Source organism: Halorubrum salinarum (assembly GCF_013267195.1).
GTDB lineage: Archaea > Halobacteriota > Halobacteria > Halobacteriales > Haloferacaceae > Halorubrum > Halorubrum salinarum.
This window is the reverse complement of record NZ_CP053941.1, coordinates 511,460-538,192: the sequence shown is the minus strand read 5'-3', so window position 1 is coordinate 538,192 and position 26,733 is coordinate 511,460. Positions and strand designations below refer to the sequence as shown.

General features: G+C 70.8%; 30 protein-coding genes. 17 read left to right on the top strand and 13 right to left on the bottom strand.

Annotated features, from left to right (window positions below; all coding sequences use genetic code 11):
* Positions 1–125 precede the first annotated feature (125 nt).
* The 9 genes from HPS36_RS02825 to HPS36_RS02785 all read left to right on the top strand — a co-directional run bounded on the left by HPS36_RS02825 (position 126) and on the right by HPS36_RS02785 (position 5,941).
* On the top strand, positions 126–1,007 hold the full coding sequence (locus HPS36_RS02825) for a DUF7319 domain-containing protein (RefSeq protein ID WP_173228423.1): 882 nt from the start codon (positions 126–128) through the stop codon (positions 1,005–1,007).
* A 96-nt stretch (positions 1,008–1,103) separates the two neighbouring features.
* The gene (locus HPS36_RS02820; protein WP_121561820.1) at positions 1,104–1,751 is read left to right on the top strand and encodes a halocyanin domain-containing protein; all 648 of its coding nucleotides are present in this window, start codon (positions 1,104–1,106) and stop codon (positions 1,749–1,751) included.
* A complete protein-coding gene (locus HPS36_RS02815) occupies positions 1,748–2,137 on the top strand; it encodes a DUF7318 family protein (RefSeq protein WP_121561821.1) in 390 nt (129 codons plus the stop codon). Before HPS36_RS02820 ends, HPS36_RS02815 begins: the two co-directional genes overlap by 4 nt.
* A 7-nt stretch (positions 2,138–2,144) precedes the next feature.
* A complete protein-coding gene (locus HPS36_RS02810) occupies positions 2,145–2,954 on the top strand; it encodes a cytochrome b (protein WP_053771625.1) in 810 nt (269 codons plus the stop codon).
* Positions 2,955–2,958: 4 nt separating this feature from the next.
* Positions 2,959–3,747: a cytochrome b family protein gene (locus HPS36_RS02805; protein ID WP_137717508.1), complete on the top strand. Its 789-nt coding sequence runs from the start codon at positions 2,959–2,961 to the stop codon at positions 3,745–3,747.
* A 76-nt stretch (positions 3,748–3,823) separates the two neighbouring features.
* A complete protein-coding gene (locus HPS36_RS02800) occupies positions 3,824–4,255 on the top strand; it encodes a DUF7315 family membrane protein (RefSeq protein WP_053771623.1) in 432 nt (143 codons plus the stop codon).
* Between the two features lie 4 nt (positions 4,256–4,259).
* Positions 4,260–4,544, top strand: coding sequence for a DUF7314 family protein (locus HPS36_RS02795; RefSeq protein WP_137717509.1), 285 nt, complete (start codon positions 4,260–4,262; stop codon positions 4,542–4,544).
* Between the two features lie 112 nt (positions 4,545–4,656).
* Positions 4,657–5,400 carry an NAD(+)/NADH kinase gene (locus HPS36_RS02790; RefSeq protein WP_173228422.1) on the top strand — a complete coding sequence of 248 codons (744 nt, stop codon included), beginning with the start codon at positions 4,657–4,659 and terminating at the stop codon, positions 5,398–5,400.
* A gap of 97 nt (positions 5,401–5,497) precedes the next feature.
* Complete coding sequence (locus HPS36_RS02785; protein WP_173228421.1) at positions 5,498–5,941, top strand: DUF7313 family protein; 444 nt, start codon at positions 5,498–5,500, stop codon at positions 5,939–5,941.
* Between the two features lie 42 nt (positions 5,942–5,983).
* Here HPS36_RS02785 and HPS36_RS02780 read toward each other — a convergent pair whose 3' ends face one another.
* The 5 genes from HPS36_RS02780 to HPS36_RS02760 all read right to left on the bottom strand — a co-directional run bounded on the left by HPS36_RS02780 (position 5,984) and on the right by HPS36_RS02760 (position 11,000).
* Positions 5,984–7,306: a M28 family peptidase gene (locus tag HPS36_RS02780; RefSeq protein ID WP_173228420.1), complete on the bottom strand. Its 1,323-nt coding sequence runs from the start codon at positions 7,304–7,306 to the stop codon at positions 5,984–5,986.
* A 92-nt stretch (positions 7,307–7,398) separates the two neighbouring features.
* On the bottom strand, positions 7,399–8,058 hold the full coding sequence (locus HPS36_RS02775; protein ID WP_137717513.1) for a DUF420 domain-containing protein: 660 nt from the start codon (positions 8,056–8,058) through the stop codon (positions 7,399–7,401).
* Between the two features lie 123 nt (positions 8,059–8,181).
* Positions 8,182–9,234 (bottom strand): NAD(P)-dependent glycerol-1-phosphate dehydrogenase, encoded by a 1,053-nt coding sequence (locus tag HPS36_RS02770; RefSeq protein ID WP_137717514.1) that lies wholly within the window; start codon positions 9,232–9,234, stop codon positions 8,182–8,184.
* Positions 9,235–9,340: 106 nt separating this feature from the next.
* The gene (locus HPS36_RS02765) at positions 9,341–10,039 is read right to left on the bottom strand and encodes a LysE family translocator (RefSeq protein WP_173228419.1); all 699 of its coding nucleotides are present in this window, start codon (positions 10,037–10,039) and stop codon (positions 9,341–9,343) included.
* A gap of 160 nt (positions 10,040–10,199) precedes the next feature.
* The gene (locus HPS36_RS02760; protein ID WP_173228418.1) at positions 10,200–11,000 is read right to left on the bottom strand and encodes a DUF2103 domain-containing protein; all 801 of its coding nucleotides are present in this window, start codon (positions 10,998–11,000) and stop codon (positions 10,200–10,202) included.
* Between the two features lie 130 nt (positions 11,001–11,130).
* Between HPS36_RS02760 and HPS36_RS02755 the strand changes: the two genes are divergently transcribed.
* Together HPS36_RS02755 and HPS36_RS02750 are read left to right on the top strand one after the other, a co-directional pair.
* Positions 11,131–11,790, top strand: a complete 660-nt coding sequence (locus HPS36_RS02755) for a hypothetical protein (protein ID WP_121561829.1) — start codon at positions 11,131–11,133, stop codon at positions 11,788–11,790.
* The gene (locus tag HPS36_RS02750; RefSeq protein WP_173228417.1) at positions 11,787–12,422 is read left to right on the top strand and encodes a hypothetical protein; all 636 of its coding nucleotides are present in this window, start codon (positions 11,787–11,789) and stop codon (positions 12,420–12,422) included. Before HPS36_RS02755 ends, HPS36_RS02750 begins: the two co-directional genes overlap by 4 nt.
* Before the next feature lie 31 nt (positions 12,423–12,453).
* Here HPS36_RS02750 and HPS36_RS02745 read toward each other — a convergent pair whose 3' ends face one another.
* From HPS36_RS02745 to aroA, 3 genes are all read right to left on the bottom strand, one after another.
* On the bottom strand, positions 12,454–13,629 hold the full coding sequence (locus HPS36_RS02745) for an ArsA family ATPase (protein WP_173228416.1): 1,176 nt from the start codon (positions 13,627–13,629) through the stop codon (positions 12,454–12,456).
* Positions 13,630–13,711: 82 nt separating this feature from the next.
* Positions 13,712–14,254, bottom strand: coding sequence for a GNAT family N-acetyltransferase (locus HPS36_RS02740; protein WP_137717520.1), 543 nt, complete (start codon positions 14,252–14,254; stop codon positions 13,712–13,714).
* A 116-nt stretch (positions 14,255–14,370) separates the two neighbouring features.
* The gene (gene aroA / locus HPS36_RS02735) at positions 14,371–15,750 is read right to left on the bottom strand and encodes a 3-phosphoshikimate 1-carboxyvinyltransferase (protein WP_173228415.1); all 1,380 of its coding nucleotides are present in this window, start codon (positions 15,748–15,750) and stop codon (positions 14,371–14,373) included.
* 144 nt (positions 15,751–15,894) lie between these two features.
* Between aroA and HPS36_RS02730 the strand changes: the two genes are divergently transcribed.
* Positions 15,895–16,422, top strand: a complete 528-nt coding sequence (locus tag HPS36_RS02730; RefSeq protein WP_173228414.1) for a multiprotein bridging factor aMBF1 — start codon at positions 15,895–15,897, stop codon at positions 16,420–16,422.
* A gap of 49 nt (positions 16,423–16,471) precedes the next feature.
* Here the strand turns inward: HPS36_RS02730 and HPS36_RS02725 are convergent, their stop codons facing one another.
* Both HPS36_RS02725 and HPS36_RS02720 read right to left on the bottom strand, forming a co-directional pair.
* On the bottom strand, positions 16,472–16,882 hold the full coding sequence (locus HPS36_RS02725) for a disulfide bond formation protein B (RefSeq protein ID WP_137717522.1): 411 nt from the start codon (positions 16,880–16,882) through the stop codon (positions 16,472–16,474).
* Entirely contained in the window at positions 16,879–17,679 is an 801-nt protein-coding gene (locus HPS36_RS02720) for a DICT sensory domain-containing protein (RefSeq protein WP_173228413.1), read from the bottom strand. Before HPS36_RS02720 ends, HPS36_RS02725 begins: the two co-directional genes overlap by 4 nt.
* A gap of 164 nt (positions 17,680–17,843) precedes the next feature.
* On the opposite strand from HPS36_RS02720, the gene tpiA reads away from it, so the two are divergent.
* The 5 genes from tpiA to HPS36_RS02695 all read left to right on the top strand — a co-directional run bounded on the left by tpiA (position 17,844) and on the right by HPS36_RS02695 (position 23,128).
* Positions 17,844–18,488, top strand: coding sequence for a triose-phosphate isomerase (gene tpiA / locus HPS36_RS02715; RefSeq protein WP_137717524.1), 645 nt, complete (start codon positions 17,844–17,846; stop codon positions 18,486–18,488).
* Positions 18,489–18,701: 213 nt separating this feature from the next.
* A complete protein-coding gene (gene dnaK / locus HPS36_RS02710; RefSeq protein ID WP_173228412.1) occupies positions 18,702–20,636 on the top strand; it encodes a molecular chaperone DnaK in 1,935 nt (644 codons plus the stop codon).
* An 82-nt stretch (positions 20,637–20,718) separates the two neighbouring features.
* Positions 20,719–21,888 (top strand): molecular chaperone DnaJ, encoded by a 1,170-nt coding sequence (gene dnaJ, locus HPS36_RS02705; protein WP_121561839.1) that lies wholly within the window; start codon positions 20,719–20,721, stop codon positions 21,886–21,888.
* Between the two features lie 85 nt (positions 21,889–21,973).
* On the top strand, positions 21,974–22,294 hold the full coding sequence (locus HPS36_RS02700; protein WP_121561840.1) for a cupin domain-containing protein: 321 nt from the start codon (positions 21,974–21,976) through the stop codon (positions 22,292–22,294).
* Positions 22,295–22,375: 81 nt separating this feature from the next.
* Positions 22,376–23,128 (top strand): acyl-CoA synthetase family protein, encoded by a 753-nt coding sequence (locus HPS36_RS02695; RefSeq protein ID WP_173228411.1) that lies wholly within the window; start codon positions 22,376–22,378, stop codon positions 23,126–23,128.
* 27 nt (positions 23,129–23,155) lie between these two features.
* Here the strand turns inward: HPS36_RS02695 and HPS36_RS02690 are convergent, their stop codons facing one another.
* Genes HPS36_RS02690 through HPS36_RS02680 form a run of 3 tightly spaced genes read right to left on the bottom strand, consistent with a single transcriptional unit; the run spans position 23,156 to position 26,728 of the window.
* Positions 23,156–24,490 carry an ABC transporter ATP-binding protein gene (locus HPS36_RS02690; RefSeq protein WP_173228410.1) on the bottom strand — a complete coding sequence of 445 codons (1,335 nt, stop codon included), beginning with the start codon at positions 24,488–24,490 and terminating at the stop codon, positions 23,156–23,158.
* Positions 24,483–25,544 (bottom strand): ABC transporter ATP-binding protein, encoded by a 1,062-nt coding sequence (locus tag HPS36_RS02685; RefSeq protein WP_173228409.1) that lies wholly within the window; start codon positions 25,542–25,544, stop codon positions 24,483–24,485. The genes HPS36_RS02690 and HPS36_RS02685 overlap by 8 nt, the downstream gene beginning before the upstream one ends.
* Positions 25,544–26,728: an ABC transporter permease gene (locus tag HPS36_RS02680; protein ID WP_173228408.1), complete on the bottom strand. Its 1,185-nt coding sequence runs from the start codon at positions 26,726–26,728 to the stop codon at positions 25,544–25,546. The genes HPS36_RS02685 and HPS36_RS02680 overlap by 1 nt, the downstream gene beginning before the upstream one ends.
* Positions 26,729–26,733: the final 5 nt, after the last annotated feature.

Sequence of the window (26,733 nt, the reverse complement as noted above, 5' to 3'; positions counted from 1 at the left end):
TGCTCCGGCGCGTAAAGCCCCGCGATCCGCGTCCGGCGACGCGGTCGCCCGCCCCCCGTCCCGTCTTCCCGGCGGCCGGGCGCGGACGAAAACAGTTAGCGTCAGGAGCACGTAGCGCCGGGGTGATGGAGGACACCTCGACGCGGTCGGAGTCGGAGTCGCCGCCGGAGGAGTCGGCCGATCCGGCTCCCGACGGTCCGGACGACCCCGGACCGACGGGCGAGGACGGAGGGAGCTCGACGGCCGACGAGGGGACCCGAGACGACGAGGCCGACATCGAGGCCCTCCGCGAGCGCGTCGAGTCGGAGTACGACTTCGACGACTTCGGCCCGTCCGACATGGCCCGGATGAGCGCCGAGGAGTGGGACGCCGCGTTCGACCCCGACACGTGGATCACCGGCGACCGACTCTTAGACCGCGTCGACGCCGAGCTGAAGTCCCGGATCGCGACCCGGGACGTGTTCGGGGTCTTGGAGCGCGTCCGCGAGGACGGCGAGGAACGCATCCTCGTCTACTCCGACGAGGGGTACGCGATCATCCGCCCCACGGGCGAGGTCCGCGGCGAGGGGACGGTGCTCCGGGACATCGAGCCCGTCGTCGCGCTCGCGGCGATGGACTCGTACGAGGTGCCCGAGCCGCCGGAGGACTGGTCGCTCCCGCACCCCGACAGCGTCCCCGAGGGCTCCGGCGAGTTCGGCAACCTCGTGGTACAGGTCGTCGCCGCGATCCAGGTGCTCGCCGGCGCGGCGCTCCTCGTCGCGAGCGCCGTGGCCGACCTCGGAACTATCGTCGCTCCGGTGATGGGGATCGTCTTCCTGCTGGTGGGCGTCTTCCTCTTCGCGATGGTGGCGAACGCGCGGCTCTCCGACCGGTTCCGTTCGGAGGAGTACCGGGAGCGGCTCCGGGCGCTCCGCGAGGCGAAGGAGCGGCCCGAGTTCGTGCCCGTCGAGGACGGCGTCGTGACCGACCGCGACGCCGCCGCGACCGACCGCGACCGAGACGAGTAATTACGCCGATTTCGGCCGTCTCAGCCCCTCCAACCTCCTCCACGTCGGCGGTTTCAGTCGGAGGGTTTAAGCGGGGCCCGTCCTGAGTGAAACCGTATGAAAAGGCGGGACTTCGTGCGGACGGCCGGCGGCGCGACCGCCGCCGTCGCGGCCTCCGCCGGGGCGACCGGAACGGTGGCTGCACAGGAGGTACAGCCCGACTGGCCGAGCGGCGCGTCGAGCGGCAACGTCGGGTCGTACACCGACGCCCGCGGCCAGGACTCGGTGACCATCTCGGTCGGCGCCGGCAGCAACGGCCTCGCGTTCGACCCGACCCTCGTCTGGGTCGACGAGGGGACGACGATCACCTGGGAGTGGACGGGCGCGGGCGGCGACCACAACGTCCAGACCGTCGACGACGGCGGCCCGGCCAGCCTCGACAGCGGAGACCCCGTCGGCGAGGAGGGGTACACCTACGAGTACGAGACGTCGAGCGAGGACGCCGGCATCACCCATTACCACTGCGTCCCCCACACCGCGGTCGGCATGCACGGCGGCATCGCCGTCGGCGAGGACGTCGCCACCGTCGAGACCGGCGGGGCGAACACCGGGTGGCCGGAGGACATCGCCAAGGTCGGCGTCCCCCTCCACGCCCACTGGGTCGGCATCTCCGCGATGCTCGGCATCGGGATGACGTTCGTGTTCACGTTCTACATGCTCAAGTACGGCGAGTCGGCCCACACCGGCCACGGGGGTGCGAGATGAGCTCCGGCAACTCCTCGTACGGGGACATCCACCGGTACGAGCCGGCCCGCGAGAGCACCGCCGCCGCGATCGCGATCGTCCTCCTCACCGTCATCGAGGTCGTCTTCGTCTCGCTTTTCACCTACGGGCTGATGTCCGCGTGGGCGTCGACGGAGGCGGGGAACATGTACGTCGGCGCGCTCCTGGCCTTCATCTTTATTGATCTCGCGTTCATCCTCCTCCTGTACCGGAAAGAGTTCCTTCCGGACGTGATGATCGTGAAGAAGCGCCGCCGTAAGTGGGAGGACCTGTACGTCCGCGAGGAGGACAAAGACGGCAAGGGAATTGACACCGGCGGGCTCGCGGAGACGCTGAAACGCGCGGTGTACCCGTACTACAAGAAGTGATTCGACAATGAGTCTGAAAAAACAAGACGACATGGACCACAACGCGTGGCTCAAGAGTCAGGACCTCACCGCCATCGAGACGGCGTTCCTGACCACGCTCATCTGGCTGGACAAGCGGCTCCGCATCGTCGACTACCTCGAGCTGCTGGAGACGATGTACTACCGCGCGAACCTCCAGATGCCGAAGAGCCACACGGAACAGTACGACCTCGACAACAAGTTCTGGTACTGGTACCCGCTGTACTCGCTCGGGTCTCTCTCTATCATCGCGTACCTGCTCGCGGCGGTGTCCGGCGCCATGCTCGGGTTCTACTACGCGCCGTCGACCGCGGGGGCGGCGGCGCAGGGCGACCCGACCGCCGCGTACGACTCGATGGTGATGATCATGCAGGACGTCCAGTTCGGCTTCATGCTCCGGTCGATCCACCGCTGGGCGGCGCAGTTCATGGTGGCGGCGGTGTTCCTCCACATGCTGCGCGTCTACTTTACCGGCGCGTACAAGGAGCCGCGCGAGGTCAACTGGATCCTCGGCGTCGTGCTCATCGCCCTGACGCTGCTGTTCGGGTTCTCCGGGTACGTCCTCCCGTGGAAGCAGCTGTCCTTCTGGGCGGCGCAGATCGGCGTCGAACTGGCGCTCGCGACCCCCATCGTGGGCGAGTGGGCGGCCCAGTTGCTGTTCGGCGGGTTCACCCTCGGACAGGCGACGCTCGTGAGAATGTACATCCTGCACGTGTTCGTGCTGCCGTTCGTGGTCACCGCGCTCATCGCGATCCACGTCGGCATCGTCTGGGTGCAGGGCATCGCGGAGCCGCACTAATCCAATGACCGACGACACCACCCCCATGACGGACGGAGGCACCGACGACGAGGCGCGGACCGACGGCGGGCCGCCGGCGACGGTCCCGCCGGACGACGAGACGCCGACCTGGTCCGAGCGGAAGGAGCGCAGCCAGGGGCTCGCCCAGCTCACCTACCAGTACTTCGAGCGCTCCCGGCGCGAGGACGAGGACCTGCGCGCGGAGTCGACGTACGTCGAGCGCGACGTGCTCGGCTTCCCGACGTGGCCCCACGAGACGATCCGCAACCTCGCTATCACCTCGTTCTTCCTCGGGGTCATCCTGCTCGTGGCCTCGATCCTCCCCTCGCACTTCGGGGACCCGGCGAACCCCGGGTCGACGCCGGCGATCATCCTGCCCGACTGGTACCTCTACTGGTCGTTCGGCCTGCTGAAGCTCAGCCCGATCAACCCCGAGCTCGCCGTGCTGGGCGGGAACATCGTCATGTCCAACGAGCTGTACGGGCTCGTGGCCCACGGCGCCATCTTCGGCGTCATCACGCTCGTCCCCTTCCTCAACAAGGGGAACGCGCGGCGCCCCGTCGAGGAGCCCGGCTGGGCCGCGCTCGGCGTGACCGGGGTCATCCTGGCGATCACGCTGGCGGTGCTGGCCATCCAGAACTTCTTCTCGGTCCCGCTCGAGCTGCTGTTCTCGCTCGTGTTCATGTTGCCGATAGCGGGCGGCGTCATCACCTACGCGGTGCTGAAGACGATGCGCGAGGGGTACATGTACGACCTCAACCGCCGGTACTACATGCTGCGCCCGCCGAAGTAAGCGGCCGAGACCCGCCCGCCGCGACCCCGCGACCGACGCGCGGTCGCGGTCACCGTTCCGCCTTCCCGTGTCACACATGTCATCCTCAACAGACGGCGACGCCTCGCAGGCGTTCGACGAGACCGGCGACCCGATCGCGGCCGACGACGACGCCGACCCGCGCAACGAGCCGACCGGCCCGCGGGACGGGCCGAGCGGCCGGGAGGTCGTCGTCCCGTTCCGGCTGTACAAGGCCGTCACCGTCTTCTCGACGCTCGCCGCGGTCGTCACGTACTTCATCGGGTTCACGCTCATCGACGCCGCGACCCTCCAGATCAGCTTCGTCCGGACGACCATAGTCTACCTGCTCGACAACGCCGGGATACTCCCGCCGGAGGACGTGCTCGTCGCGATCATGGCCATCACCGGCGTGGGCTTCATCGTCCTCGGGACCGCCGTGTACGTGCTCGGGACCCGGTTCCGCGGACAAGGGATGGGAAAGTCTCAAGACGACTCCAGCGAAACGTGAGATAATGGCAGACGAGTTCATGAAGGGCTTCGCCCTGTTCACGATCGGCGGTCTCGGGTGGATCACCTTCGGCGGCTGGTACCGGACGCCGTCGTACTACCAGATCTCGCAGCTCGTGAACCCGGCGGAGGGCGTGAACACGGCGTACGGCGAGGTCGGCCTGCTCGCCGGCGACGTGCTGTTCTGGCTGATGATCCTCGGCGCGCTGACGTTCTGGGTCCTCATCCCCGCCAGCCGCCAGCTCCGCGACGCCCTCAACGACGGCGAGGACGACGCGGCCGCGAACTGAACCGTTCACTTCTCGTCTCCGTTCTCCTTCCGTTTCGCTCCCCCGCGAGCGACGCCAAGGTGTCCGCCGACGAACCGGGAGCTTTTCACCGCCGCTCGTCCCACCCTCGCGCATGAGTGAGCCGACGCGCGGCCTCGCGGTTCTCGGCGACGGCGACCCGGCGGCGGCGATCCGATCGGCGGCGACCGCCGCGGGCGCCCGCCTCGTCGACCGCTCCGCGGCGGACGCGGTCGTCGCGGCCGGGGACGCCGCGCTTCGGGAGGCGATGCGCGCGGCGGCGAGCGACGCGCGGCCGGCGCCGATCCTGCCGGTCGGCGGCGGCCGTCACGCCGTCGCCCCCGACCGCGCGACCGAGCGGGTCGCGGCCGTGGTCAACGGGCTCGACGACGCTTCGGACGCCGTCGAGGGGTTCTCCCGGGTCGGGCACCCGCTCTTAGCGGTCGACGGCGCCGGCGACGGCGAGCGCCGGGTCGCGGTCGCGGACGTCGCGTTCGTGACGGCGGCGCCGGCCCGGATCTCCGAGTTCGAGATCGCGCTCGACGACGGGGAGTCGGCGTCGGTGCGCGCGGACGGCGCCGTGGTCGCGACGCCGTTCGGCAGCGACGGGTACGCGGCGGCGGCGGGCGGGCCGGTGGTGTCGCCGGGCGGCGGCCTCGCGGTCGTCCCGGTCTCCCCGTTCACCACGCGACCCGACACCTGGGTCGCGAGCGGCGGCGTCAGGGTCACGGTCGAGCGCGAGGAGGAGCCGGTCGCGCTGGTCGTCGACGGGACGCGGCGCGGGACCGTCGAGCCGCACCGCGCGGTGGCCATCGAGGTCGCGGCGCGGGTCGATCTCCTCGCGCCGACGGCGCAGTGACCGGCGGCCCGTCCCCCGTCCGCGGCGGCGTCACCCGCCCCGCGGCCGGAGCGCCGATCGGAAACACTCTAATACGTCGTGAACGGAAATGGTGGATATGGACCCACTGCAGTTCCTCGTACCCCTCGGCTGGCTGTCGGCCGCCGGGCCGGCGCTGCCGTACGCGATATTCGTGATGACAGTCGCGAACCTCGCGACGCGGCACCTCGCGCACAGGCGGCACGTCGAACAGGGTCAGGACGCCGACAGCGTGGAGGCGTACACGCCCCACGTCTTCACGAACGTCGGGCTCGTCCTCCTCTCGTTCGTGTTCATCCTCACCGCGCCCGTGCGGGGGACGATCCTCTCCGTGCTCGTGCTCGCGATGTTCATCGCCGACTTCTTCGAGCTGGAGGCCCGCAACGTTGAGGCCCGCAACGACATGGAGATCGAGGCGCCGAAGAGCTCGATCGCCGCCTCGCTCGTCGTGCTGATCTGGTCGTCGTACTTCGCGCTGTTCTTCCTCGTCGAGGGGTTCTGGAACCAGTTCGTCGTCGCCTGACGAACCCCCAACCTGCGTCCCGTTTTCCCCGATTTTGCCGCCTCAGAACGACCAGTCGCCGGTGAGCTTCATGCCGGTAGCCTTCCCCTCCGCTTCGAGCGCCGCCGCGATCTCGTCGGTGTCCCGGCGCGGGATCGACGCGTCGGCCTCAGCGAGGTCGACGACCAGTTCGGTCAGCAGGATCGCCTGCTCCCGGAGGTTCCGCGACTCCAGCTTGTCGAGCGTGTCCGCGTGGGTGTGACCCCACCCGCGGCCGCGCCCCTCGGTTTCGCCGGAGATCATGTACCCAGGAATTCCTCGCTTCACGAACGGCCAGTGGTCGCTGTGCGGGACGAGCGCTTCGCCCGTCGAGATCGGGTGATCGAAGCGGTCGCTCACGCGCTCGGCGGCCGCCGCCAGCGCGTCGAAGTCGTGGTGGTCGACGCGGAGCGTCCGTCCGAACACGTTGCTGTCGACGTTGACGACGGCGCGGACCGCGTCCCTGTCGGCCGCCTCGGCGGCCACCGACGAGCCGACGAGTCCGACCTCCTCGGCGCCGAACGCGGCGAACCGCACCCGCACGCCGAGCTCGTCCTCGCGTGCCGCGAGCGCCCGCGCGACCTCGACGATGGTCGCCGTGCCCGCGCCGTTGTCCATGGCGCCCTCCGCGAGGTCGTGCGCGTCGACGTGCGAGGAGACGATCAGGTGCTCGTCGGTGTCGGGGCCGAGCTCGGCGACCGCGTTCCCGCTCGTCGCGGTCGGCGTCTCGCAGTCGACCGCGACGGTCAGGTCGTCGCCCTCGTTCCGTCGCGCGAGGCGGGCGCCGGTCTCCTTCGAGACGCCGACCGCGGGGATCGCGCCGATCGGGTCGTCCGCGGTCCCGACGCTGCCGGTCGGGGGGAGGGTCCCCTCGACGTGGTTGGCGAAGACGAAGGCGGCGGCGCCCGCGTCGACCGCGCGGTAGTACTTCTCGCGGCGGTGGATGAAGCGGTCGACGGAGTCGGGGGTGTCCGACGAGACCATGACGACTTTCCCCTCCAGGTCGGCCTCGAAGTCCTCGGGGACGCCGTGGCCGAGGTCGACGAACTCGCCGGCCGCCTCGCCGCTCGGGCTTCGAGGCAGCGCGATACAGGCGTTCGGGCCGACCGCGACGGGGTCGCCGCTCGCGGCGTCCCGAACCGCGCTGTCGCCGCGCTCCCAGCCCTGGATCTCGAACTCCTCGATCGCGGCGTTGCGCGCGCCGGCGTCGGCGAACGCGTCGCGGGTCAGCTCCAGCCCCTCGCGCTCGCCCGGGGACCCGGCCATCCGGTCGCCGACGTCGACGAGGTCGGTGAGGTGGTTCCAGCCCGCGTCGCTCGTGAACGTCTCGCCGATCCAGTCGGTCATGGGTAGCGGTGTCGCGGGCGCCGCTCAAGCGTTTCGGTGGCGGCGGGGGCGGCCGGAAGCGGGCGTCCGGCCGGCGGGTCGGCGGGGAGCGGTCAGACCGGCACGGCCGGAAGCAGGGCCGTCGCGGCCTCGGCGGCCGCGAACGTCGAGTCGTACAGGTGGTTCAACAGGAGGTAGGTGACGACGCCGAGGACGAGCGAGAGGATCCACGCGCTCGCCGCGATCCGGCCGACGCGGCGGTGCGGCGTCTCGTTCCGAAGCTCCCGCTCCGTGTGGGTGAGCCCGAGGACGATGGCGTACAGCACCACCGGGACCGAGACCACGGAGAGGACGATGTGGATCGCCAGCATGAGCAGGTACGCCGGGTACACCCAGTCCCACAGCGGGACCCACGCGTACGACGAGTCCAGCACGAACTCCTTGGTGCCGCCGCCGGCGACCTTCGGGAGGTACATCCCGAGGAACAGGAGGATGAGCGCGAACGAGGTCGTCATCGCCGCGGCGTGCTTCTTCACCTCGTCGTTGCGGATCCAGTACCACCCGAGCGAGAGGCTGATCACGGCCAACGTGTTGACGACGGCGATGGCGTGCGCGAGGAGGTTCACGGTCTCCTGCGTGAGCGTCGGGAACAGCGCCTGGAACTCGGGGACCAGGAAGACGCCGCCGACCGCGCCGTAGCCGACGACGGTGAGGAGGACGGTGATGGCGGTGGCCCGCTCCTTGGCCCGCTCGCGAACGCTGGCGGTGGACATATCAGGTGTACTCCCGGGAGCGTTATTGGCCTTTCGAGCGCGGCCGCCGTCGCCGGAAGTGGGCGGGGGTCGCGGCCCGCGTCGCGCCGGGACCGATCGACGGTCCGCGCGCCCGAGGCGGGGTCACTCGTCGATGACGCCCGTCGCGGTCGCGACCTCTACCGCGGCCGACTCGTTGATCCCGCCCTGGAGGATCGTGTAGCGGTCGCGGATCTCGTGGGCGCTCGTCAGGGCGGCGATCAGCTCGGCGTCGTCGATCCCCAGCTCGGCGGCGGTCGTGGGGGCGTCGAGCTCGGCGAGCGCGTCGCGGATCGCCGCCCACCGCCCGTTCTCGCCGCTGTGGAGGTACTCAGTCATGATCGAGGCGACGCCGACCTGGTGGCCGTGAAGCGCCTTGCCGGGCGCGATGCGGTCCAGCTGGTGGGAGATGAGGTGCTCCGCGCCGGAGGCGGGCCGCGAGGAGCCCGCGATGGACATCGCGACGCCGGAGGAGACGAGCGCCTTCACGACCACCCACGCCGACTCCTCTAGGCCCGGGCGGATCATGTCGGCGTTCTCGACGAGCAGCTCCGCGGTCATCTCCGAGAGCGCGCCCGCGTACTCGCTGTACTCGACGTTGCGGAGGCGGCGGGCGAGCCGCCAGTCCTTCACGGCGGTGTAGTTGGAGATGATGTCGGCGCAGCCGGCGGTGGTGAGCCGCCACGGCGCTTCCGCGAGCAGCGTCGTGTCCGCGACGACGGCGAGCGGCGGGTCAGCCGCGACCGAGTGGCGCGTGTCGCCCTCGGGGATCGAGGAGCGGCCGGAGACGATGCCGTCGTGGGAGGCGACGGTCGGGACGGAGACGAAGCCGACGTCGAGGTGGTCGGCGGCCATCTTCGCGATGTCGATCGGCTTCCCGCCGCCGAGGGCGATCAGGTAGCCGGGGTCGACCGCCTCGGCGGTCGCCTTCAGCTCCTCGACCGCGTCGAAGGAGGCGTCCTCGACGACGGCGGTCGCGGGGTCGTCGAACTGCGCCCGGACGCGGTCGCCGGCGATCTCGTTCGGCGTCGGGCTCGTCACGATCAGCGGCCGCCCCGTCAGGTAGAGCTCGCCGACCGCCTCGCCGAGGTCGTCGATGACGTCGTGTCCCACGAGGACGTTCCGCGGGAGCTTGATCCACGTCGTCTTCTCGAACATATCGGGCGGTCGCGCCGACGGGTCAAAGCCGTTGTCCATGCGGGCCGCGGGCCGCTCTGACGCGGCGCGCCTGTCGGCCCGGGCGATCGATTTGCGGCCGCCCCCGCTACGCGCCGAGGGCGGCCAGCGTCGTCGCCGCGTCGTAGAGGAAGTACACGCCGAACCCGGCGAGCACGACCGCGGACAGCACCGCGACGATCGGCGCGAACGTCTCGATCCGGCGCTCGGCGGCGACGAGCCCGGTCGGGAAGCCGACGATCCACGTCAGCACGCCGAGGAAGAACCCGCCGATGAGCGCCGGCGAGCCGGTCGCGACCACGAGCGTCCCCGCGAGGTCGCTCCCGACCACGGGGAGCCGCGCGAGCACGTCGAGCTCGCCCGGCTGAAGCAGCCCGACGCCGATCGTCAGCCAGAACAGCACCTGGTACGGGTTCGTCAGGGCGAGCACCAGCGCCTTGCGGAACCCCTTCCCCTCCGCGACCATCGGCTCCTCGCCGGCGGTCGGGCGGAACGACTCCCGCGCCCCCCGGGCGGCGCCGGCGGCGAAGTACAGCATCAGCACGCCGCCGACCGCGACCATGAGGCCCTGTAACAGCGGGAGCGACTCGACGACCGCGACGACGCCGACGTACGCGAGGACGAAGAAGATCGCGTCGGCGGTCGCCGCGCCGAGCCCGGCCCGGAAGCCGGCGAGGCGGCCGCGGAGGACGGACTCCTCGGCGATAACCGCGTTCATCGGTCCGGGCGGCGCCGCGAGCGCCAGGCCGAAGACGACGCCCGCACCGAGCGTGACGAGGGAACTCACGTCGCTCGAAACGGCCGATTTCGTGAAAAAGCCCGCGAAGAAGGGGCGGACAGCAGCGGACGGCTCCGGCCGTCACGCCCGGGATCGGGACATCGACGGACGGATCCGAACGTCGGTGCGCGCGGCGGACGACCGCCCCCGGCCGGCGGCGCCCTCGCGCCTACGCGTCTTGGAGCTCGGCGTCCCGGAGCGCCTCGTTGAGGTCCTCGCGGACGCGCTCGCCGGTCTCGCGGTCCATCGCCGTGGTGACGATCCGGTTCTCCTGGACGCTGGAGCCGTCCCGGAGGAGCAGTCGGACGTTGCCGTTCGTCCCCGCGCGCGTCGCCTTCGCTCGGAGCCCGGTCCGCGAGCCCGTCCCGCCGGCGTCGATGGGGCCGGGAACGATCTTCTTGACGTGCGGGTGTTCCGCGACGGTCTGGACGGCCTTCCGCCCCTTGCGGTCGCCGATGAGCGTCGAGTGCGAGCCGCCGATCTTCTCCCGCGGCGGCGTCTCGACCACCGCGAGCGACCGGTCACCCCGGCGGTCGAGGACCCAGCGAACGACCGGGCTCACGTCCGCCTCGCGGTCGTCCGAGGGGTCGCCCGCGGTTCCGGCCCCGTCGTGGGCGCCCTCGCTCGCGCCGCCGTCCGGCACGCGGTAGAACTCGTGGTGGAGCTGTGCGCGCGTCTCGCGGAGCGGCTCGCGCTCCCCGGCGGCGTAGACGGTCTCGGGGCGCTTCCGACGGATCTCGTCGGCGACGCGGCCCGCGAAGTTCCGCAGTTGGACCTCGCTCAGCCGCTCCCGGTCCTCCGGGCGCGTGGTGACGGTCGTCTCGCCCACGACGTCGTCCTCGTCGAGCAGCGTCAGACGCGCGCGGTCGGGCTCGAACTCGGCGACGACGGCGTCGGCGTTGGCGGTGTTACAGGTCAGACAGTAGTCCCCGGGCTTCTCTAACGGGGTCCCGCACCGCCGGCAGTTCATACCGATCGGACGGTCGTGTGGGCTAAAAGGTCGTCCGTTCGCCGTGCGACCGCCCCGTCGGGCCGCGCTCCGCGGTCGGCGCCCGGGCCGGAGCAACAGGTTATAACCCTCGCCGGTCTCCCTACCGGGTATGGACGGAGACCGACGCCGCCGCGGCGACGACGGCGCCGAGCGGGACGGCGGGGAGCCGGAGACCGTCGAGGACCGGCTGGCGCGACTGGTCCGCGACGGGCGGTTCAACGCGCTCGCGGCGTGGACGATGATCGCGGTCCTGGCGGGGGTGCTCGTCGAGAGCGCGCTCGACTACGACCTCCTCTCGGCGGTCATCGTCGTCGGCCTCGGGGCGGTCGTCCTCGCGCCGACGGTCGCGGCGCGGGACTGGCGGGCGATGCTGCCCGCGGAGCTGGTCGGCCTCGCGCTGCTTCCGGTCCTCGTGCGCGCGGTGTTCGGCGGCGAGCTGGGCACGTTCGCCACCTACGTCGCCATCGCGGCGCTGGCGCTCGTGGTCACCGTCGACCTCCACATGTTCACGTCGCTGCGGGTGACCCACTGGTTCGCGGTCGTCTTCGTCGTGATGGCGACGCTGGCGACGGCGGCGGTGTGGACGGTGCTGCGCTGGAACCTCGATCAGCGCGGCGGGACGGCGTACCTCACGACGAACGACGCGCTGATGATCGAGTGGCTGTACGTCACGCTGGCGGGGCTCGCGGCGGGGCTCCTCTTCGACGGCTACTTCCGGGGCCGCGGGCGCCGCCTCCGCCGCGCCATCCGACGGGTGGTGCGGCGATGAGGCTGCTCCCGCGCCCCTCCATCCGGTCGCAGCGGCGCCTCACCGGCGCGATGCAGGTCCTCCTGATCGCCATCGTGGCCTACGGCTTCCTCGCCGGCGAGCAGAAGGCGATAAGCAACGGGATCATCGCCTTCCTCGTCACGCTGGTCCCGGCGACGCTGGAGCGCCGGTACGACCTCCCCCTTGACCCGTGGCTCGCGCTGTGGATCACGATGGCGGTGTTCCTTCACACGGTCGGGTCGGCCGGGTTCTACGCCCGCGTCGAGTGGTGGGACCACATGACCCACGCGCTGTCGGCCTCGCTGGTCGCCGCGGTCGGGTACACGACGCTCCGGGCCGTCGACCTCCACAGCGACGGCATCCGCATCCCGCCGCGGTTCGCGTTCGTCTTCATCGTCGTCGTCGTGCTCGCGTTCGGCGTGCTCTGGGAGCTGTTCGAGTTCGGGCTCGACATCGTCGCGACCGAGACGGGCATCGACATGCCGCTCGCGCAGCACGGGCTCGAAGACACCGTCAAAGACCTCACCTACAACACCATCGGCGCGATCCTCGTGGGCCTGTTCGGACAGGCGCACCTCACGGGGGTCGCGGAGCTGGTCCGGGACCGCCTCCTCGGGAGCGCGGCCGAGTAACGCCGACGGGGCGCCGGCCCGGCCGCGGCGGTCAGTTCAGGCAGGCGGCAACGACCCGCAGCGCGGCCTCGCCGCGCACCTCGTTCGCGAGCAGGGGCACGCGCTTCACCTCGCGGCCGCGGAACAGGTCGGTGGCCTCGCGGAGCGCGTTCTGCTGGACCTCCCAGCGGCGCGCGCAGAACTCGCAGGTCTCCGGGTTCGGCTCGACCACCCAGTCGGGGTCGATCCCGGCGCCGCTCCCGTCGGTCACGTCGCCGACGCCCTCCATCACCCGGTTGACGACGAGCGTGTCCACCGGAATCTCGAACTCGTCGAGGCGCGCGACCAGCCGCTCGGACTCGACGACGCTCATCTCCTCGGGGATCATCACGACGCGGAAGTCGGTCTTCGCCGGGTCGCGGAGGACGGCCCGCAGGCGCTCGATGCGCTCGCGGAGCTCGTCGAGGTCGGCCGACGGGTCGGGCTCGTCGTCGCCCCCGCCGAACATCCCCTTGAGTCCGTCCATCATCCCGGAGAAGCGCTGGCGGAGCTTCATCACGCGCCCCAGCATCGAGTCCATGATCTCGGGCAGTTGGAGCAGCCGGAGCGTGTGGCCGGTCGGCGCGGTGTCGACGACGACGCGGTCGAAGCGAGGGTCGTCGAGGTACTCCAGCAGCTGGCGCATCGCCGCGGCCTCGTCGGCGCCCGGCATCGTCCCGCCGAGGAGGCCGCCGAGCCCCTCGCCCTCGCCGGCTTCGTCGCCCGTCTCGCCGCCGGGGCCCATCCCGCCCATCGCGTCGCCCATCTCGCCGAGCCCGCCGAGCGGGTCGGCGTCGGCGCCGAACATCCCCTCCTCCATCGCGGCGTCGGGGTCGATCTCCGCGGCGTACAGGGGCAGGTCCTCGCGGATGCGCGCGGGCTCTGCCGGGATCTCCGTCTCGTAGGTGTCCGACAGCGAGTGCGCGGGGTCGGTGGAGACGACGAGCGTCCGGACGCCGCCCGCGGCCGAGGCGAGCCCCGTCGCGGCCGCCATCGTCGTCTTCCCCACGCCGCCCTTCCCGCCGTACAGCACGTAGTCGGGCGCGTCGACGCCCGCCGGAAGGTCGGCGAGGTCGTCGTCGACGGTCAGCGCCTCGTCCGTCTCCGCGGGCTCGACGGCGGCGCCGTCCCCCTCCTCGTCTTCGGGCCCCTCGACGCGGTCGACGGGCTCGACGTCGATGTCGTCCATATGCCCGTTTCGTTTCGGCGGACACCTGTACCCGTCGGTCCCGAGAAGGCGATCGCGCGGGCCGTGTCGGACGGCCCTGCGCTCAGCACTCCCGCGCGTAGACGACCGACGGGTTCGACTCGCCGACCACGACGATCTCGCCCGTCGCGCGCGGCTCGAAGCCCTGCCCCTCGTAGAACGCGCGGCTCTCGTCGTGGGCTTCGAACGCCTCCAAGACGAGGCGATCGTACCCCGTCGGAACGCGCGACAGGACCGCCTCGACCAGCGCGCCCCCGACGCCGGCGCCCTGATGCTCGGGGTCGACGTAACAGGCCCGGAGCTCCGCCTCGTCGTCGCCGACGAACTCGCCGGTCCACTCGTCGTCCCACACGAGGGTCGCCCAGCCGACGACGGTCGTCGAACCACCCGCCCCGTCGTCGGCGACCGCGACGAGCGCGCGGTTGTCGACCTCCGACCCGGTGAACTCCGCGTGTTCCTGTTCGAAGTCCTGGTCGAGCATCACCTCCTCTATCGTCGACAGCGCGTCCGGCGAGAGGAGGTCCCCGTAGCCCTCCGCCCACGCCCGAACGGTCAGTTCCCTTCCGGCCCGAACCTCCGCCGCGCTCTCCGGTTCGCGTACGTCCACGACCTATCCCCTTATTCTCTGACAATAATTCTGTCGGACCCACGCGCCCGAGCGCCCTGAGACGCGGTCGGTGACGCCGCCGTTTGTCGGGAGCGGGGCTTCGACGTGTACGAGTTCTACTCGGCTCCCTCGCGCTCGACGTCCATCCCGAGATCGGCCATCGCGTCGAAGAAGCCGGGGAACGAGACGTCGACGTGCTCGGCGCCGCGGACCGTCGTCGTCCCCTCGGCCGCGAGCGCGGCGACGGACAGCGCCATCACGATCCGGTGGTCGCCGCGGCCGTCGACCGTCGCGCCCCGGAGGTCGCTCTCGGAGCCGTGGACCGTGAGCACGTCGGGCTCCTCCGTGGTCTCCGCGCCCATCTTTCCGAGTTCCTCGGCCATCGCCGAGACGCGGTCCGTCTCCTTGTAGCGGACGTGCTCGCAGTTCTCGATCCGGGTGTCGCCGTCCGCGACCGCGCCGAGCGCGGCGATCGTCGGGAGGAGGTCGGGCGTGTCGCCCACGTCGACGGTGACGCCGGCGAGGTCGGCGCGCTCGACCGCGATCTCGCCGGCCTCGCGGTCCCAGTCGACGGCCGCGCCCATCTCCTCGACGATCCCGACGATCGCGGCGTCGCCCTGCGCGCTCGGTCGCGCGCCCTCGATCCGGACCGCCCCGCCGGGGTCGGCCGCGACCGCGCCCGCGCCGAGCAGGTACGAGATGGACGAGAAGTCGCCGGGCACCGCGTAGGTCCCGCCGCTCGGCGCGTACGTCTGCCCGCCCGGGACCGAGAAGCCGGCCGCGCCCGCGGCGCCGTCGAGCGGGTCGCCGTCGTCGTCGACCGGCGTCGCCTCGACGCCGAAGTCGGCGAGCAGTTCGAGCGTGATGTCGACGTACGGCGCGGACTTGAGCTCGGTCGTGAGCTCGACCTCGACCCCCTCGTCGGTGACCGCGCCGGCCATCAGCAGCGCGGTGACGTACTGCGAGGAGACGTCGCCCGGGATCGCCACCTCGCCGCCCGCGAGCGGGCCGGCGACCACGAGCGGGGCCTGCCCGTTCGACCGCGTCGACTCCGCGCGGACGCCGAGGTCGCCGAGCGCGTCGAGGAGCGGACCCTGCGGCCGCGAGCGCAGCGACCCGTCCCCGGTGAGGACGGTGGCGCCGTCGGCGAGCGCGGCCGCGGCCGTGACGAGCCGCATCGTCGTCCCCGAGTTCGCGCAGTCGATCACGTCGTCCGGGACCGCGGGGCGGCCGTCGAACCCCTCGACGGCGAGCGCGTCGGCGTCGGCGAGGTCCGGCTCGGCCTCGGCTCCGCCGTCGGCCCCCGCGGGCGCGACCGCCCCGCCGAACGCGGTCACGGCGCGGGCTGTCGCCCGCGTGTCGGCGGAGACGAGCGGCGACTCGACGGTCGCGCCGTCGCTGTACCCCGCGGCGAGGAGCGCGCGGTGCGTGTAGCTCTTCGACGGCGGCGCGCGGGCGGTCCCCCGGAGGGTCGAGCGCGTGACGTGGACGTCCATACCCACTCTCCCGCCCCCGGTGACAAGTCGGTACCGGCCGCGGCACGATTGCGGCCGCGCGGGCGGCGGCGGGCGACGCGCCGCGGACCCTCCTCGCGACGCCGCGGCACACCCTTTATACCAACGGGAGCGTTAGCGTCGCGTATGCCCCAGTGTGAGATGTGTGGCGCCGAGGAGGCCTCGCTGACGACGACGAAGGTCGAAGGCGCCGAACTGGAGCTCTGTAGCTCGTGTACGGACTTCGGCACCGAGGTCCGCGACGAGTCGACGAGCTCCGGCGGCGGCAAGTACTCCACCAGCTCCAGCACCGGGAAGTCGTCCTCGTCGTCCGGTTCCTCGGGCTCCGGTGGCTCCTCGGGGAGCTCGACCCGCCGCCGCGACATGTTCGACGACATGGACGAGATCGCCACCGACTACGACGAGCGGATCCGCGAGGCGCGGGAGTCGCGCGGGCTGAGCCAGGAGGAGCTGGCCGACCAGCTCAACGAGAAGGCGAGCCTCATCCGCAAGCTCGAACGCGGCGACACGCTCCCGACCGACGAGGTCCAGCGGAAGCTCGAACGCGCGCTCGACATCTCCCTGGTCGAGGGGCAGTCGTCCGACGACGCCGACTGGGAGACCGACGACGCGGGCACGATGACGCTCGGCGACGTCGTCAAGCGGAAGGACTGACCGGCCCGCTCGCCCCGCCTGACCTTCTCGTTCCCCGTCGACCGCGCGCTCAGACGCGTCGCCGGAGTCCGACCAGCGCGACCGCGAGCAGTCCGAACGCGACGAGCGACAGGTTCGGGATCGTGAGCCCGAGCAGCGGGCTCTGCCACTGAACGGTCGCACAGGGGCCGCCGACCGTACACTGCGTCATCGTCGCCTGGAGGTACGAGTGGTACGCGGCGAGCGGGAGGCCGACGGACACGAGCGGCAGCGCGGTCCGCCAGACCGCGGGCCGCCGCTCGACGGTCGCGACCCCGAGGACCGCGACGAGCGGGTACATGAGGATCCGCTGGTACCAGCACAGGTCGCAGGGCACGAGCCCGAGTCCGAGGCTGAACCAGAGGCTCCCCGCGGTCGCGACCGCCGCGACGACCGTCGCGGCCGACAGCCACGCGGTCGCCGGGGACGGGCGGGCGGTCACACCGTCGCGCCGCCGTCGTCCGTCTGCTCCGAGCCGCCGTACCGCTCCGTGAGGTAGTCGATGATGTACTCGACGGTCTCGGGGTCGTAGCTCCAGAAGCCGTAGAACTCGCCCGGCGCGCGCTCCTCGGCGAGCAGCGCGCACTTCGCCTCGTCGTAGCCGCCCCCGTCGTACGCGACGAACCACGTCTCGCGGATCTCGGCGGTCTCGCCGACGTGGACGGTGTAGTGTTCCACGTCGGGCGCGTCGCCCTCGTCGGCCGCGTACGCGTGGACGTCGAGCCGCTCCTTCTCGCCGAGCAGGTCGTAGGTGTCCGCCTCGCCGGTGAGCACGTCGAGCGTCTGGAACCCCGCGTGGAGCTCGCCGTCGCCCACCCGCCACGCGCGGTCCTCGATCTCCCTCGACGCGGCGACCATGTCCTCCCGGGAGTAGGAGGTGAACATCGTCTCGTCGAGGTGGTCCAACACCGGCCGCCCGACGCGGTCACCCGCGCCGCCTCGTTCCCTCGATTCGCCGCCTCCCTCGTCGGACTCGGCGACTCCCACGCCGGTGGCCGCCGTTTCCCCCTCGCCCGGCCGCGACAGCAGTTCGTCGACGGTCACGGCCGTGACGAACTCCCCGTCCCGCGCGAGGACGGCGAACTCCTCCGGGCCCGAGGCGGTCTGGTCGTCGACGATCCGGACGTTGCGGTCGGCGAAGTGCTCCCGGAGTTCGTCGGTCACCGCCGGATCGGCGTTGAACACGGTCAGCGTGGCCTCGTGCGCCTCCACGCCCGCGATGAGCTCGATGAGGGACATCCCTTGTCCGACCCACAACAGCGGGGTATAAGGACGTTTCTGCTCCCGGGACCGCGACCGTCCCCGGAAACCGGGGTTCGCGTGGGGCCGGCGAACCGGACCGCCGCCGGGCGCGGCGTGCGCGAAGCACGAACCTATTTGCGCCGCGCTCCCCCAGCGTGGGTATGTTCATCCTGGTGAACCTCAAGGCGTACCCGTGCGATCCGATCGAGGTAGCGACCGCGGCCCGCGACGTCGCCGAGGCGTCCGGCGCGCGCATCGCCGTCTCGCCGCAGGCCGCGGACGTCGCCCGCGTCGCCGAGACCGGCGTCGAGACGTGGGCGCAGCACGTCTCGCCGAACGGGCACGGCTCGCACACGGGCTCGACGCTCGCCGAGGCTGTCGCCGACAACGGCGCCGAGGGGACGCTGATCAACCACTCCGAGAACCGGCTGAAGCTCGCGGACGTCGACGGCTCCGTGCGGGCGGCCGAGCGGGCCGACCTGGAGACGATCGTCTGCGCGAACAACCCCGCGCAGGTCGGCGCCGCGGCCGCGCTCGGCCCCGACGCGGTCGCCGTCGAGCCCCCGGCGCTCATCGGCGGCGACGTCTCCGTCGCCACCGCCGACCCGGGGATCGTCGAGGACGCGGTCGCGGCCGCCGAGGCCGTCGACCCCGCGGTCGACGTGTTCTGCGGCGCCGGCGTCTCGACCGGCGAGGACGTGTCGACCGCCGGCGACCTCGGCGCCGCCGGCGTCCTGCTGGCCTCCGGCGTCGCGAAGGCGGACGACCCCGAGGCCGTGCTCGAAGACCTCGTGAGCGGCATCTGAGCCGCTGCGGGGGCTCGACGCCCCGATCTCAGCAGCCCGGTCGCGGCAAGTGACCTTCCCCCTTCCGTCCCGGAGCCGCTGCGTTTGCGGATCTGTATAAATACATCGATGTGAGCGACTCACACGATCGAGAAATCGCACGACGGCAGCGGGTTCGTTTGTGCGGCCGTATGGCAGCATCTAGTAACCTTTAACCGAAACAAGCCGCTACCTATGACCAAGATGGCGAGCAACAAGATTCTCGGTATCGACCTCGGTACCACCAACTCCGCGTTCGCGGTGATGGAGGGCGACGAGCCCGAGATCATCGCCAACGCGGAAGGCGACCGGACCACTCCGTCGGTCGTCGCCTTCGCCGACGACGGCGAGCGCCTCGTCGGCAAGCCGGCGAAGAACCAGGCCGTCCAGAACCCCGACCGCACGATCCAGTCGATCAAGCGGCACATGGGCGACGACGACTACACCGTCGAGATCGGCGACGACGACTACACCCCGGAGCAGGTCTCGGCGATGATCCTCCAGAAGATCAAACGCGACGCCGAGGAGTACCTCGGCGACGATGTCGAGAAGGCGGTCATCACCGTCCCCGCCTACTTCAACGACAAGCAGCGCCAGGCGACGAAGGACGCCGGCGAGATCGCCGGCTTCGAGGTCGAACGCATCGTCAACGAGCCGACCGCGGCCTCCATGGCGTACGGCCTCGACGACGAGTCCGACCAGACCGTCCTCGTGTACGACCTCGGGGGCGGCACGTTCGACGTGTCGGTCCTCGACCTGGGCGGCGGCGTCTACGAGGTCGTCGCCACGAACGGGGACAACGACCTCGGCGGCGACGACTGGGACGAGGCGCTCATCGACCACCTCGCCGACGAGTTCCAGAACGACCACGGGATCGACCTCCGCGACGACCGGCAGGCGCTCCAGCGGCTGAAAGACGCCGCCGAGGAGGCGAAGATCGAGCTGTCGAACAAGAAGGAGACCACGGTCAACCTCCCGTTCATCACCGCGACCGACAGCGGCCCGGTCCACCTCGAACAGTCCGTCACCCGCGCGACGTTCGAGAACCTCACCTCGGACCTCATCGAGCGCACCGTCGAGCCGACCGAGCAGGCGCTCGCCGACGCCGACTACTCGAAGTCCGACATCGACGAGGTCATCCTCGTCGGCGGCTCCACGCGGATGCCGCAGGTCCAGGAGCAGGTCGAGGAGCTCGTCGGACAGGAGCCGAAGAAGAACGTCAACCCCGACGAGGCGGTCGCGCTCGGCGCGGCGGTCCAGGGCGGCGTGCTCTCCGGCGACGTCGACGACATCGTGCTGCTGGACGTCACCCCGCTCTCGCTCGGGATCGAGGTGAAGGGCGGCCTCTTCGAGCGGCTCATCGAGAAGAACACCACGATCCCCACCGAGGAGTCGAAGGTGTTCACCACGGCCGCCGACAACCAGACCTCCGTCAACGTCCGCGTCTTCCAGGGCGAACGCGAGATCGCCGAGGAGAACGAGCTGCTCGGCGCGTTCCAGCTGTCCGGCATCCCGCCGGCGCCCGCGGGCACCCCGCAGATCGAGGTCTCGTTCAACATCGACGAGAACGGCATCGTCAACGTCGAGGCCGAGGATCAGGGCTCGGGCAACGCCGAGTCGATCACCATCGAGGGCGGCGTCGGCCTCTCCGACGAGGAGATCGAGGAGATGCAAGAGGAGGCCGAGAAGCACGCCGAGGAGGACGAGGCCCGCCGCGAGCGGATCGAGGCCCGCAACGAGGCCGAGACGACGATCCAGCGCGCCGAGACCCTGCTCGAAGAGAACGAGGAGGAGCTCGACGACGACGCGCTCGTCGGCGACATCGAGGCGGCCATCGAGGACGTCGAGGACGTGCTCGAAGACGAGGACGCCGACACCGACGAGATCGAGTCCGCCACCGAGGCGCTCACCGAGGAGCTCCAGGAGATCGGCAAGCAGATGTACGAGGGCCAGGCCGCGCAGGCCGGTCCGGGCGGCGCGGGCGGCGCCGGTCCCGGCGGCATGGGCGGCATGGGCGGCGCCGCCGGTCCGGGCGGCGCGGCGGGCCCCGGCGGCGCCGGGCCCGACGGCGACGACGAGGAGTACGTCGACGCCGACTTTGAGGACGTGGACGACGACGACGAGGAGTAAGCCGCTCCGACCCGATTCTCGACGCCGCGACCCCGCCGTTTAAATCGACCCGTCGATCAACACCAACCAACGAACGCAACGCATGAGCGAAGATTTCTACGACGTCCTCGGCGTGTCGCGGGACGCCAGCGAGGAGGAGATAAAGAAGGCGTACCGCAAGCAGGCCGCCGAACACCACCCCGACGTCAGCGACGACGAGAACGCCGAGGAGCGGTTCAAGAAGATCCAGAAGGCCAAGGAGGTGCTCACCGACGAGCAGAAGCGACAGCAGTACGACCAGATGGGCCACGACCGGTTCACCGAGGCCGACAAGCGCGGCGCGACCGGCGGCGGTGGCCCGGGCGGCGCCGGCGGGCCCTTCGGCGGCGCGGGCGGCGCCGGGGGCGCCGGCGGCTTCGAGGACATCTTCAACCAGTTCTTCGGTGGCGGCGGCGGTCGCGGCCGCGGCGGCGGTGGCGGCGGCAACCGGCCGCGGCAGGGGCGCGACCTCAAGACGGGGCTGACCATCGACCTCGAAGAGGCGTTCGAGGGCGCGACCAAGGAGGTCACGCTCACGCGACCCACCACCTGCGCCACCTGCGACGGCGCGGGCCATCCCCCGGACGCGGACGTGGAGACGTGCCCGCAGTGTAACGGTCGCGGGCAGGTCCAGCAGGTCCAGCAGACGCCGCTCGGGCGCGTCCAGCAGACCTCGACGTGCCCCCGCTGTGAGGGCGAGGGCGAGCTGTACAGCGAGGACTGTTCCGACTGCGGCGGCGACGGCGTCGTCCGCGAGGAGGCGACGCTCTCGGTCGAGATACCCGCCGGGATCCGCTCTGGACAGAGCCTCCGGATGGAGCGCGAGGGCGCGCCCGGCGAGAACGGCGGCCCGAAGGGCGACCTGCTCATCGAGGTCGACGTCGACGTCGGCGACCGGTTCGAGCGCGACGGCGACGACCTCCGCGTCAACGAGGCCATCTCCTTCCCGCAGGCCGTCTTCGGCGACACCGTCGAGGTGGAGACGGTCGACGGCAGCGTCGAGATGGACGTCCCCGCCGGGACGCAGAGCGGCGAGACGTTCCGCCTCCAGGGGAAGGGGATGCCCCGGCTTCGGCGCCGCGGACGGGGCGACCTCTACGTGCAGGTCGCCGTCGTCGTCCCCGAGTCGCTCAACGACGAGCAGCGCGAGGCGCTGGAGGCGTTTGCCGAGGCCGGCGGCGAGGACATCGACGTCGGCGGCGGGTTCTTCGAGAAGCTGAAGAGCTCCTTCTGAGCGGAGCGAGCCCTTCGTCCGGCACCTGAAACGTTCCCCTTCCGCGGCCCGTAGCTTTTCGGCCTTTCGAGTCGTTCGCCGAGGCATGGGCTACGACACGACCGCCTACGACGACGTCGAACCCCGCGCGCCCGGCATGTACTTCCTCCGCGACGCGCTCGACTGCGAGCGCCTCGGCGTGACCGTCGTCGAGGCCGACGCCGGCTGGGAGGGGATGGAACACGACCACGCCGACGCCGACCACGAGGAGGTGTACGTGCTGCTCCACGGCGAGGCGACGCTCACCGTCGACGGGGACGCCGTCGACCTCGCTCCCGGCGACGCGGTCCGCGTCGACCCCGGGTCCACCCGCGACCTCGCCTTCTCCGCCGACGGCTCGAAGATGGTCATCGCCGGCGCCCCGTGACGCCGGTTCCGACTCGGTACGGTCCCGGACCCGTTTCGCCGACGCCGCAGCGTTAAGGCTCGCGCGCTCCGAACGTCGCCTATGGACCTCGTCGGGGACCTGCTCGCGCGCGACCGACGCACTCGCGAGACGGCGCTCGTCACGGCGGACGGCCGGGAGCGGAGCTACCACGACCTGATCACGAACGGGTACAAGGCGGCGAACGTGCTCCGGTACCTCGGCGTCCGCGCGGGCGCGACCGTCGCCGTCGACCCCAAACCGGGCTTCCACACGACGCTTGCGTTCCTCGGTGCCGCCGCCGTCGGCGCACCGGTCCGGTTCGACCCGGCGGCGGGGATCGAGGCCGGCGACCGCGTCGTGCTCGCGCCTGTCGCGACCGCCGCCGCCTTCGACCCGGCGCCGGGCACGAACCTCGCCCTGTTCGGCGGGTCGCCGGAGCGCCCCGAGACCACGCACTGGGAACAGGAGCTGTGGAGCGAGAATCCGGGAACCCCGCCGAGCGACGTCGTCCCCGACGACGACGCCGTCGTCGGCCCGGACCGGGCGTTCAGCCACCGCGACCTCTGTTCGACCGCGGCGGCGGCCGTCGAGGCCGGCGCGATGGAGGAGGGGACGCGCGTCGTCCTCCGTCGCCCGTTCTCCGATCCGCCGGCGCTCGCGGCCGGGCTCGTCGCGCCGCTCTCGGTCGGTGCGACGGCAGTGCTCGCGCCGCCGGACGGCGACGGCGAGTCGGACGTAGAATCGCGCGGGGACGTGGCGGTGGCCCCGCTGGACGCGGACGTTCCGGAACCCCGACGGATCGACCCGTCGTCGGTCGGTTCGGCGGCCGAGTAAATATCGCCGACCCGGGTCGCGCCCGGATCAGTCGTCCGCGGGGTTCGGCTCCGCGGGCGTCCGCTCCCCGTGGAGGAGGCAGGCGGACTCGTGGTCGGCCGAGTGCGCCGTGCGCTGCGGCTCCGTCTCGGCGCACGGCGTCGTGATCGCGTCCGACAGGACGCTTCCGGCCTGTTCCTCGTCGTCCTCGATGAGGAGGTCGAGCGCCTCCGAGAGCGTCCGTTCGAGTTCGGGGTCGTCGACGGTCTCGCTGATGTCGAACTCGCGGCGGATCTCCGCGCGGATCTCGGCGCTGGTCGGCTTGGTGCCGCTGGCGGCGACGTTCTCGCGGACCCCTTCGACGTCGATCTCGCCGGCGTTGACGTTGTCGCGCAGGTTCAACAGCCCCCGCCAGTCCTCCTGGTCGACGTCGACGCCGTCCGGCTGGATCACCTTGTGACACCGCGTGTGGAACCGACAGCCGCTCGGCGGGTTCGTCGGGCTGGGGACGGTGCCCTTCAGCTCGATGCCGCCGACGCTCGCGCGCGGGTCCGGCGTCGGGATCGAGGACAGCAGCGCCTCGGTGTAGGGGTGTTGCGGGTTGGTGAAGATCTCCTCGACCGGGCCGATCTCGACGATCTCGCCGAGGTACATCACGGCGACGCGGTCGCAGATCTGGCGGATGACGGACATGTCGTGGCTGATGAACAGCAGCGACAGCCCGAACTCGTCCTGGAGGTCGTTGATCAGCGAGAGGATCTCCGCCTGGATGGAGACGTCGAGCGCGCTCACCGGCTCGTCGGCGATGATGAGGTCCGGGTTCAACACGAGCGCCCGGGCGAGCGCGATCCGCTGTTTCTGCCCGCCGGAGAACTCGTGCGGATACCGGTCGAAGTCGTTCGCCGAGAGCCCGACGCGTTCGAGCAGGTCCTCGACGATGGCGCGGCGCCGGTGGCGGTCGCTCATGCCGTGAACCTTGAGCAGCTCGCCGACCGCGTTGCCGATGGACACCCGCGGGTCGAAGCTCGACGACGGGTCCTGGAAGATCATCTGGGCGCCCCGTCGGAACTCCATCATCTCCTGGTCGTCGAACTCCGTCACGTCGTTGGGGTGGGTCCCGTCGGGGTTACGCGTCGCGCCCTTCCGGCCGTTCCCGTTGAAGATGACCTCTCCCGAGGTCGGCTCCTCCAGGTGGATGACGGAGCTCGCCGCGGTCGACTTCCCGCACCCGGACTCGCCGACGAGGCCGAGCGTCTCGCCCTCCTCGATGTCGAAGCTGATCCCGTCGACGGCGCGCGCGGCGCCGACCTTCCGGTTGAAGATCCCCTTCCGGATCGGGTAGTGCTTCTTCAGGTCGCGGACCGAGAGCAGCGGCTCAGTCATCGGCCGGACCCACCTCGCTGTCTCCGGCCGCTCCGGTCTCGTCGCCCGGCCCGAGCCCCTCGCTTCGCACTATCGAGGGGTTTCCGCCCGGCCCGTAGTGGACGCAGGAGACCTCTTGGTCGGGCGCGACCTCGATCTCGTCCGGCTGGTCGCCGGTGCGGCACGCCTCCTCGGCGTATTCGCAGCGGGGCGCGAACCGACAGCCGTCCGGCGGGTTGTGCGGGTCCGGCAGCGTTCCCGGAATCCCGCCGCCGGAGCCGCCGAACTCCGGCAGACACTCCAACAGCTGCTGGGTGTACGGGTGTGCGGGGTGATCGAAGATGTCGAGGACCCCGCCCCGCTCCATCACCTTCCCGGCGTACATCACGACGATCCGGTCGGCGATCTCCGCGACGACGCCGAGGTCGTGCGTGACGAACAGGATGCCCATCTCGAACTCCTCTTGGAGGTCGTCGAGGAGCTTCAGGATCTGGGCCTGAACGGTCACGTCGAGCGCCGTCGTGGGCTCGTCGGCGATGAGCAGGTCGGGGTCGCCGACCAGCGCCATCGCGATCATCACGCGCTGCTTCTGTCCGCCGGAGAACTCGTGGGGGTAGTCGTCGAACCGCGAGCTCGCGTTCGCGATCCCCACGCGGTCCATGAGGTCGACCGCCTTCGCGCGGGCCTCGTCGTCGGAGACGTCCTGGTGGATCTGGAGCGCCTCGGTGATCTGCCACCCGACGGTGTAGCAGTGGTTCATCGCCTCCTGCGGGTTCTGGAAGATGTGCGCGATGTCGTTGCCTCGGATGTTCCGGAGCTCCGACTCTGACATCGACAGCAGGTCGCGCCCCTTGTACCGGACGGTCCCCTCGATCTCCCCCGGCGGGGTGTTGATGATCCTTGTGATCGACTCGGTCGCGACCGTCTTCCCGGAGCCCGACTCGCCGACGATACAGACCGTCTCGCCGGTGTCGACGGTGAAGTCGACGCCGTCGACCGCGGTGAGGGTTCCGTTGTCGGTGCTGAACGTCGTCGTGAGGTTTTCGACCTCGAGTAGTGGCTGATCGTCGGCCATTATTCGTTCTCCGCCTCCGCTTCGGGGTTCAGCGCGTCCAACAGCGCGTCGCCGAGGAAGTTGAACGCGAGGATGGTCAAGAACAGCACGATACCCGGCGCCAACACGATCCACGGGGCGAACGACAGGTCGCTCCGCCCGGCGGAGATGAGCTGCCCCCACGAGGGGACCGTCGAGTCACCGATCCCGAGGAACGCCAGCTGCGCCTCGAACAGCAGGAAGCCGGGGATGAGCAGCGTCAGGTTCGTGATGATACTGCTCGCCGCGTTGGGCACGACGTGGCCGCGGATCACCTGGTACGTGCTCGCGCCGCTGATCCGGCTCGCCTTGATGAACTCCTCCTCGGAGATGGACAGCGACTTGCTGCGCACGTAGCGCGCCATGCCGCCCCAGGCGAACAGCGAGAACACCACGATGAACATCCCCAGCCCGCCGCCGTAGATGTACAGGATGAGCAGGAACATCAGGAACGTCGGGAACGAGAGGATGATGTCGACGAACCGCATCATGATCTCGTCGACCCAGCCGCCCGCGTACGCGCTCAGCGTCCCGAACGAGATCCCGATCGTCGCGACGATGGTCGTCGTGATGAACGCGATCTGCATGCTGATCGTCATCCCGTAGACGATCATCGTGAACACGTCCTTCCCGCCCTGCGTGGTTCCGAGCGGGTGTTGCCAGGTGCCGTAACACCGGCCGTTCATCACCTCGCCGACGCAGGTCGCCGGGGTCGTGTCCACGACGGACGTGAAAACCGGCGGCTGGTAGGCGATGAGCAGTTCCTGCTGGGGGGCGCTCAACACGAGCGGCCCGACGAGTCCGCCGACGAAGACGATTGCGAGCCAGCCGAGGCTCACGACCGCCGGCCGGTTGCGCTTGAACTCCTTCCAGTAGTACCGCGTCATCCGCGGGTTCTGGTACAGCGGTAAGACGAGGTACCAGAACGCCAGGAACAGCGTGAAGATGAAGAGGAAGTCGATCGTCTCCAGGTTCCGCTCGAGGCCGATGAACTCGAAGGTCGGGGTCCGCTGACCGGTGAACCGCCAGTCGTACACGCCGAGCAGCGCGAGCGGGACCGTCGTCAGGAGCATCCCGAGCGAGTTGATCGACAGATCGAACCGTCCCGACCGCGAGAGGTCGTTCCAGTCGACTTGGTCGAACCGTTCGGATTCTTCAGTTGCCATTGTTT

Coding starts and splice junctions, on each gene's coding strand:
- HPS36_RS02825 (WP_173228423.1), top strand. CDS start 126: ATGGAGGACACCTCGACGCGGTCGGAGTCGGAGTCGCCGCCGGAGGAG.
- HPS36_RS02820 (WP_121561820.1), top strand. CDS start 1,104: ATGAAAAGGCGGGACTTCGTGCGGACGGCCGGCGGCGCGACCGCCGCC.
- HPS36_RS02815 (WP_121561821.1), top strand. CDS start 1,748: ATGAGCTCCGGCAACTCCTCGTACGGGGACATCCACCGGTACGAGCCG.
- HPS36_RS02810 (WP_053771625.1), top strand. CDS start 2,145: ATGAGTCTGAAAAAACAAGACGACATGGACCACAACGCGTGGCTCAAG.
- HPS36_RS02805 (WP_137717508.1), top strand. CDS start 2,959: ATGACCGACGACACCACCCCCATGACGGACGGAGGCACCGACGACGAG.
- HPS36_RS02800 (WP_053771623.1), top strand. CDS start 3,824: ATGTCATCCTCAACAGACGGCGACGCCTCGCAGGCGTTCGACGAGACC.
- HPS36_RS02795 (WP_137717509.1), top strand. CDS start 4,260: ATGGCAGACGAGTTCATGAAGGGCTTCGCCCTGTTCACGATCGGCGGT.
- HPS36_RS02790 (WP_173228422.1), top strand. CDS start 4,657: ATGAGTGAGCCGACGCGCGGCCTCGCGGTTCTCGGCGACGGCGACCCG.
- HPS36_RS02785 (WP_173228421.1), top strand. CDS start 5,498: ATGGACCCACTGCAGTTCCTCGTACCCCTCGGCTGGCTGTCGGCCGCC.
- HPS36_RS02780 (WP_173228420.1), bottom strand. CDS start 7,306: ATGACCGACTGGATCGGCGAGACGTTCACGAGCGACGCGGGCTGGAAC.
- HPS36_RS02775 (WP_137717513.1), bottom strand. CDS start 8,058: ATGTCCACCGCCAGCGTTCGCGAGCGGGCCAAGGAGCGGGCCACCGCC.
- HPS36_RS02770 (WP_137717514.1), bottom strand. CDS start 9,234: ATGTTCGAGAAGACGACGTGGATCAAGCTCCCGCGGAACGTCCTCGTG.
- HPS36_RS02760 (WP_173228418.1), bottom strand. CDS start 11,000: ATGAACTGCCGGCGGTGCGGGACCCCGTTAGAGAAGCCCGGGGACTAC.
- HPS36_RS02755 (WP_121561829.1), top strand. CDS start 11,131: ATGGACGGAGACCGACGCCGCCGCGGCGACGACGGCGCCGAGCGGGAC.
- HPS36_RS02750 (WP_173228417.1), top strand. CDS start 11,787: ATGAGGCTGCTCCCGCGCCCCTCCATCCGGTCGCAGCGGCGCCTCACC.
- HPS36_RS02745 (WP_173228416.1), bottom strand. CDS start 13,629: ATGGACGACATCGACGTCGAGCCCGTCGACCGCGTCGAGGGGCCCGAA.
- aroA (WP_173228415.1), bottom strand. CDS start 15,750: ATGGACGTCCACGTCACGCGCTCGACCCTCCGGGGGACCGCCCGCGCG.
- HPS36_RS02730 (WP_173228414.1), top strand. CDS start 15,895: ATGCCCCAGTGTGAGATGTGTGGCGCCGAGGAGGCCTCGCTGACGACG.
- HPS36_RS02720 (WP_173228413.1), bottom strand. CDS start 17,679: ATGTCCCTCATCGAGCTCATCGCGGGCGTGGAGGCGCACGAGGCCACG.
- tpiA (WP_137717524.1), top strand. CDS start 17,844: ATGTTCATCCTGGTGAACCTCAAGGCGTACCCGTGCGATCCGATCGAG.
- dnaK (WP_173228412.1), top strand. CDS start 18,702: ATGACCAAGATGGCGAGCAACAAGATTCTCGGTATCGACCTCGGTACC.
- dnaJ (WP_121561839.1), top strand. CDS start 20,719: ATGAGCGAAGATTTCTACGACGTCCTCGGCGTGTCGCGGGACGCCAGC.
- HPS36_RS02700 (WP_121561840.1), top strand. CDS start 21,974: ATGGGCTACGACACGACCGCCTACGACGACGTCGAACCCCGCGCGCCC.
- HPS36_RS02695 (WP_173228411.1), top strand. CDS start 22,376: ATGGACCTCGTCGGGGACCTGCTCGCGCGCGACCGACGCACTCGCGAG.
- HPS36_RS02690 (WP_173228410.1), bottom strand. CDS start 24,490: ATGACTGAGCCGCTGCTCTCGGTCCGCGACCTGAAGAAGCACTACCCG.
- HPS36_RS02685 (WP_173228409.1), bottom strand. CDS start 25,544: ATGGCCGACGATCAGCCACTACTCGAGGTCGAAAACCTCACGACGACG.
- HPS36_RS02680 (WP_173228408.1), bottom strand. CDS start 26,728: ATGGCAACTGAAGAATCCGAACGGTTCGACCAAGTCGACTGGAACGAC.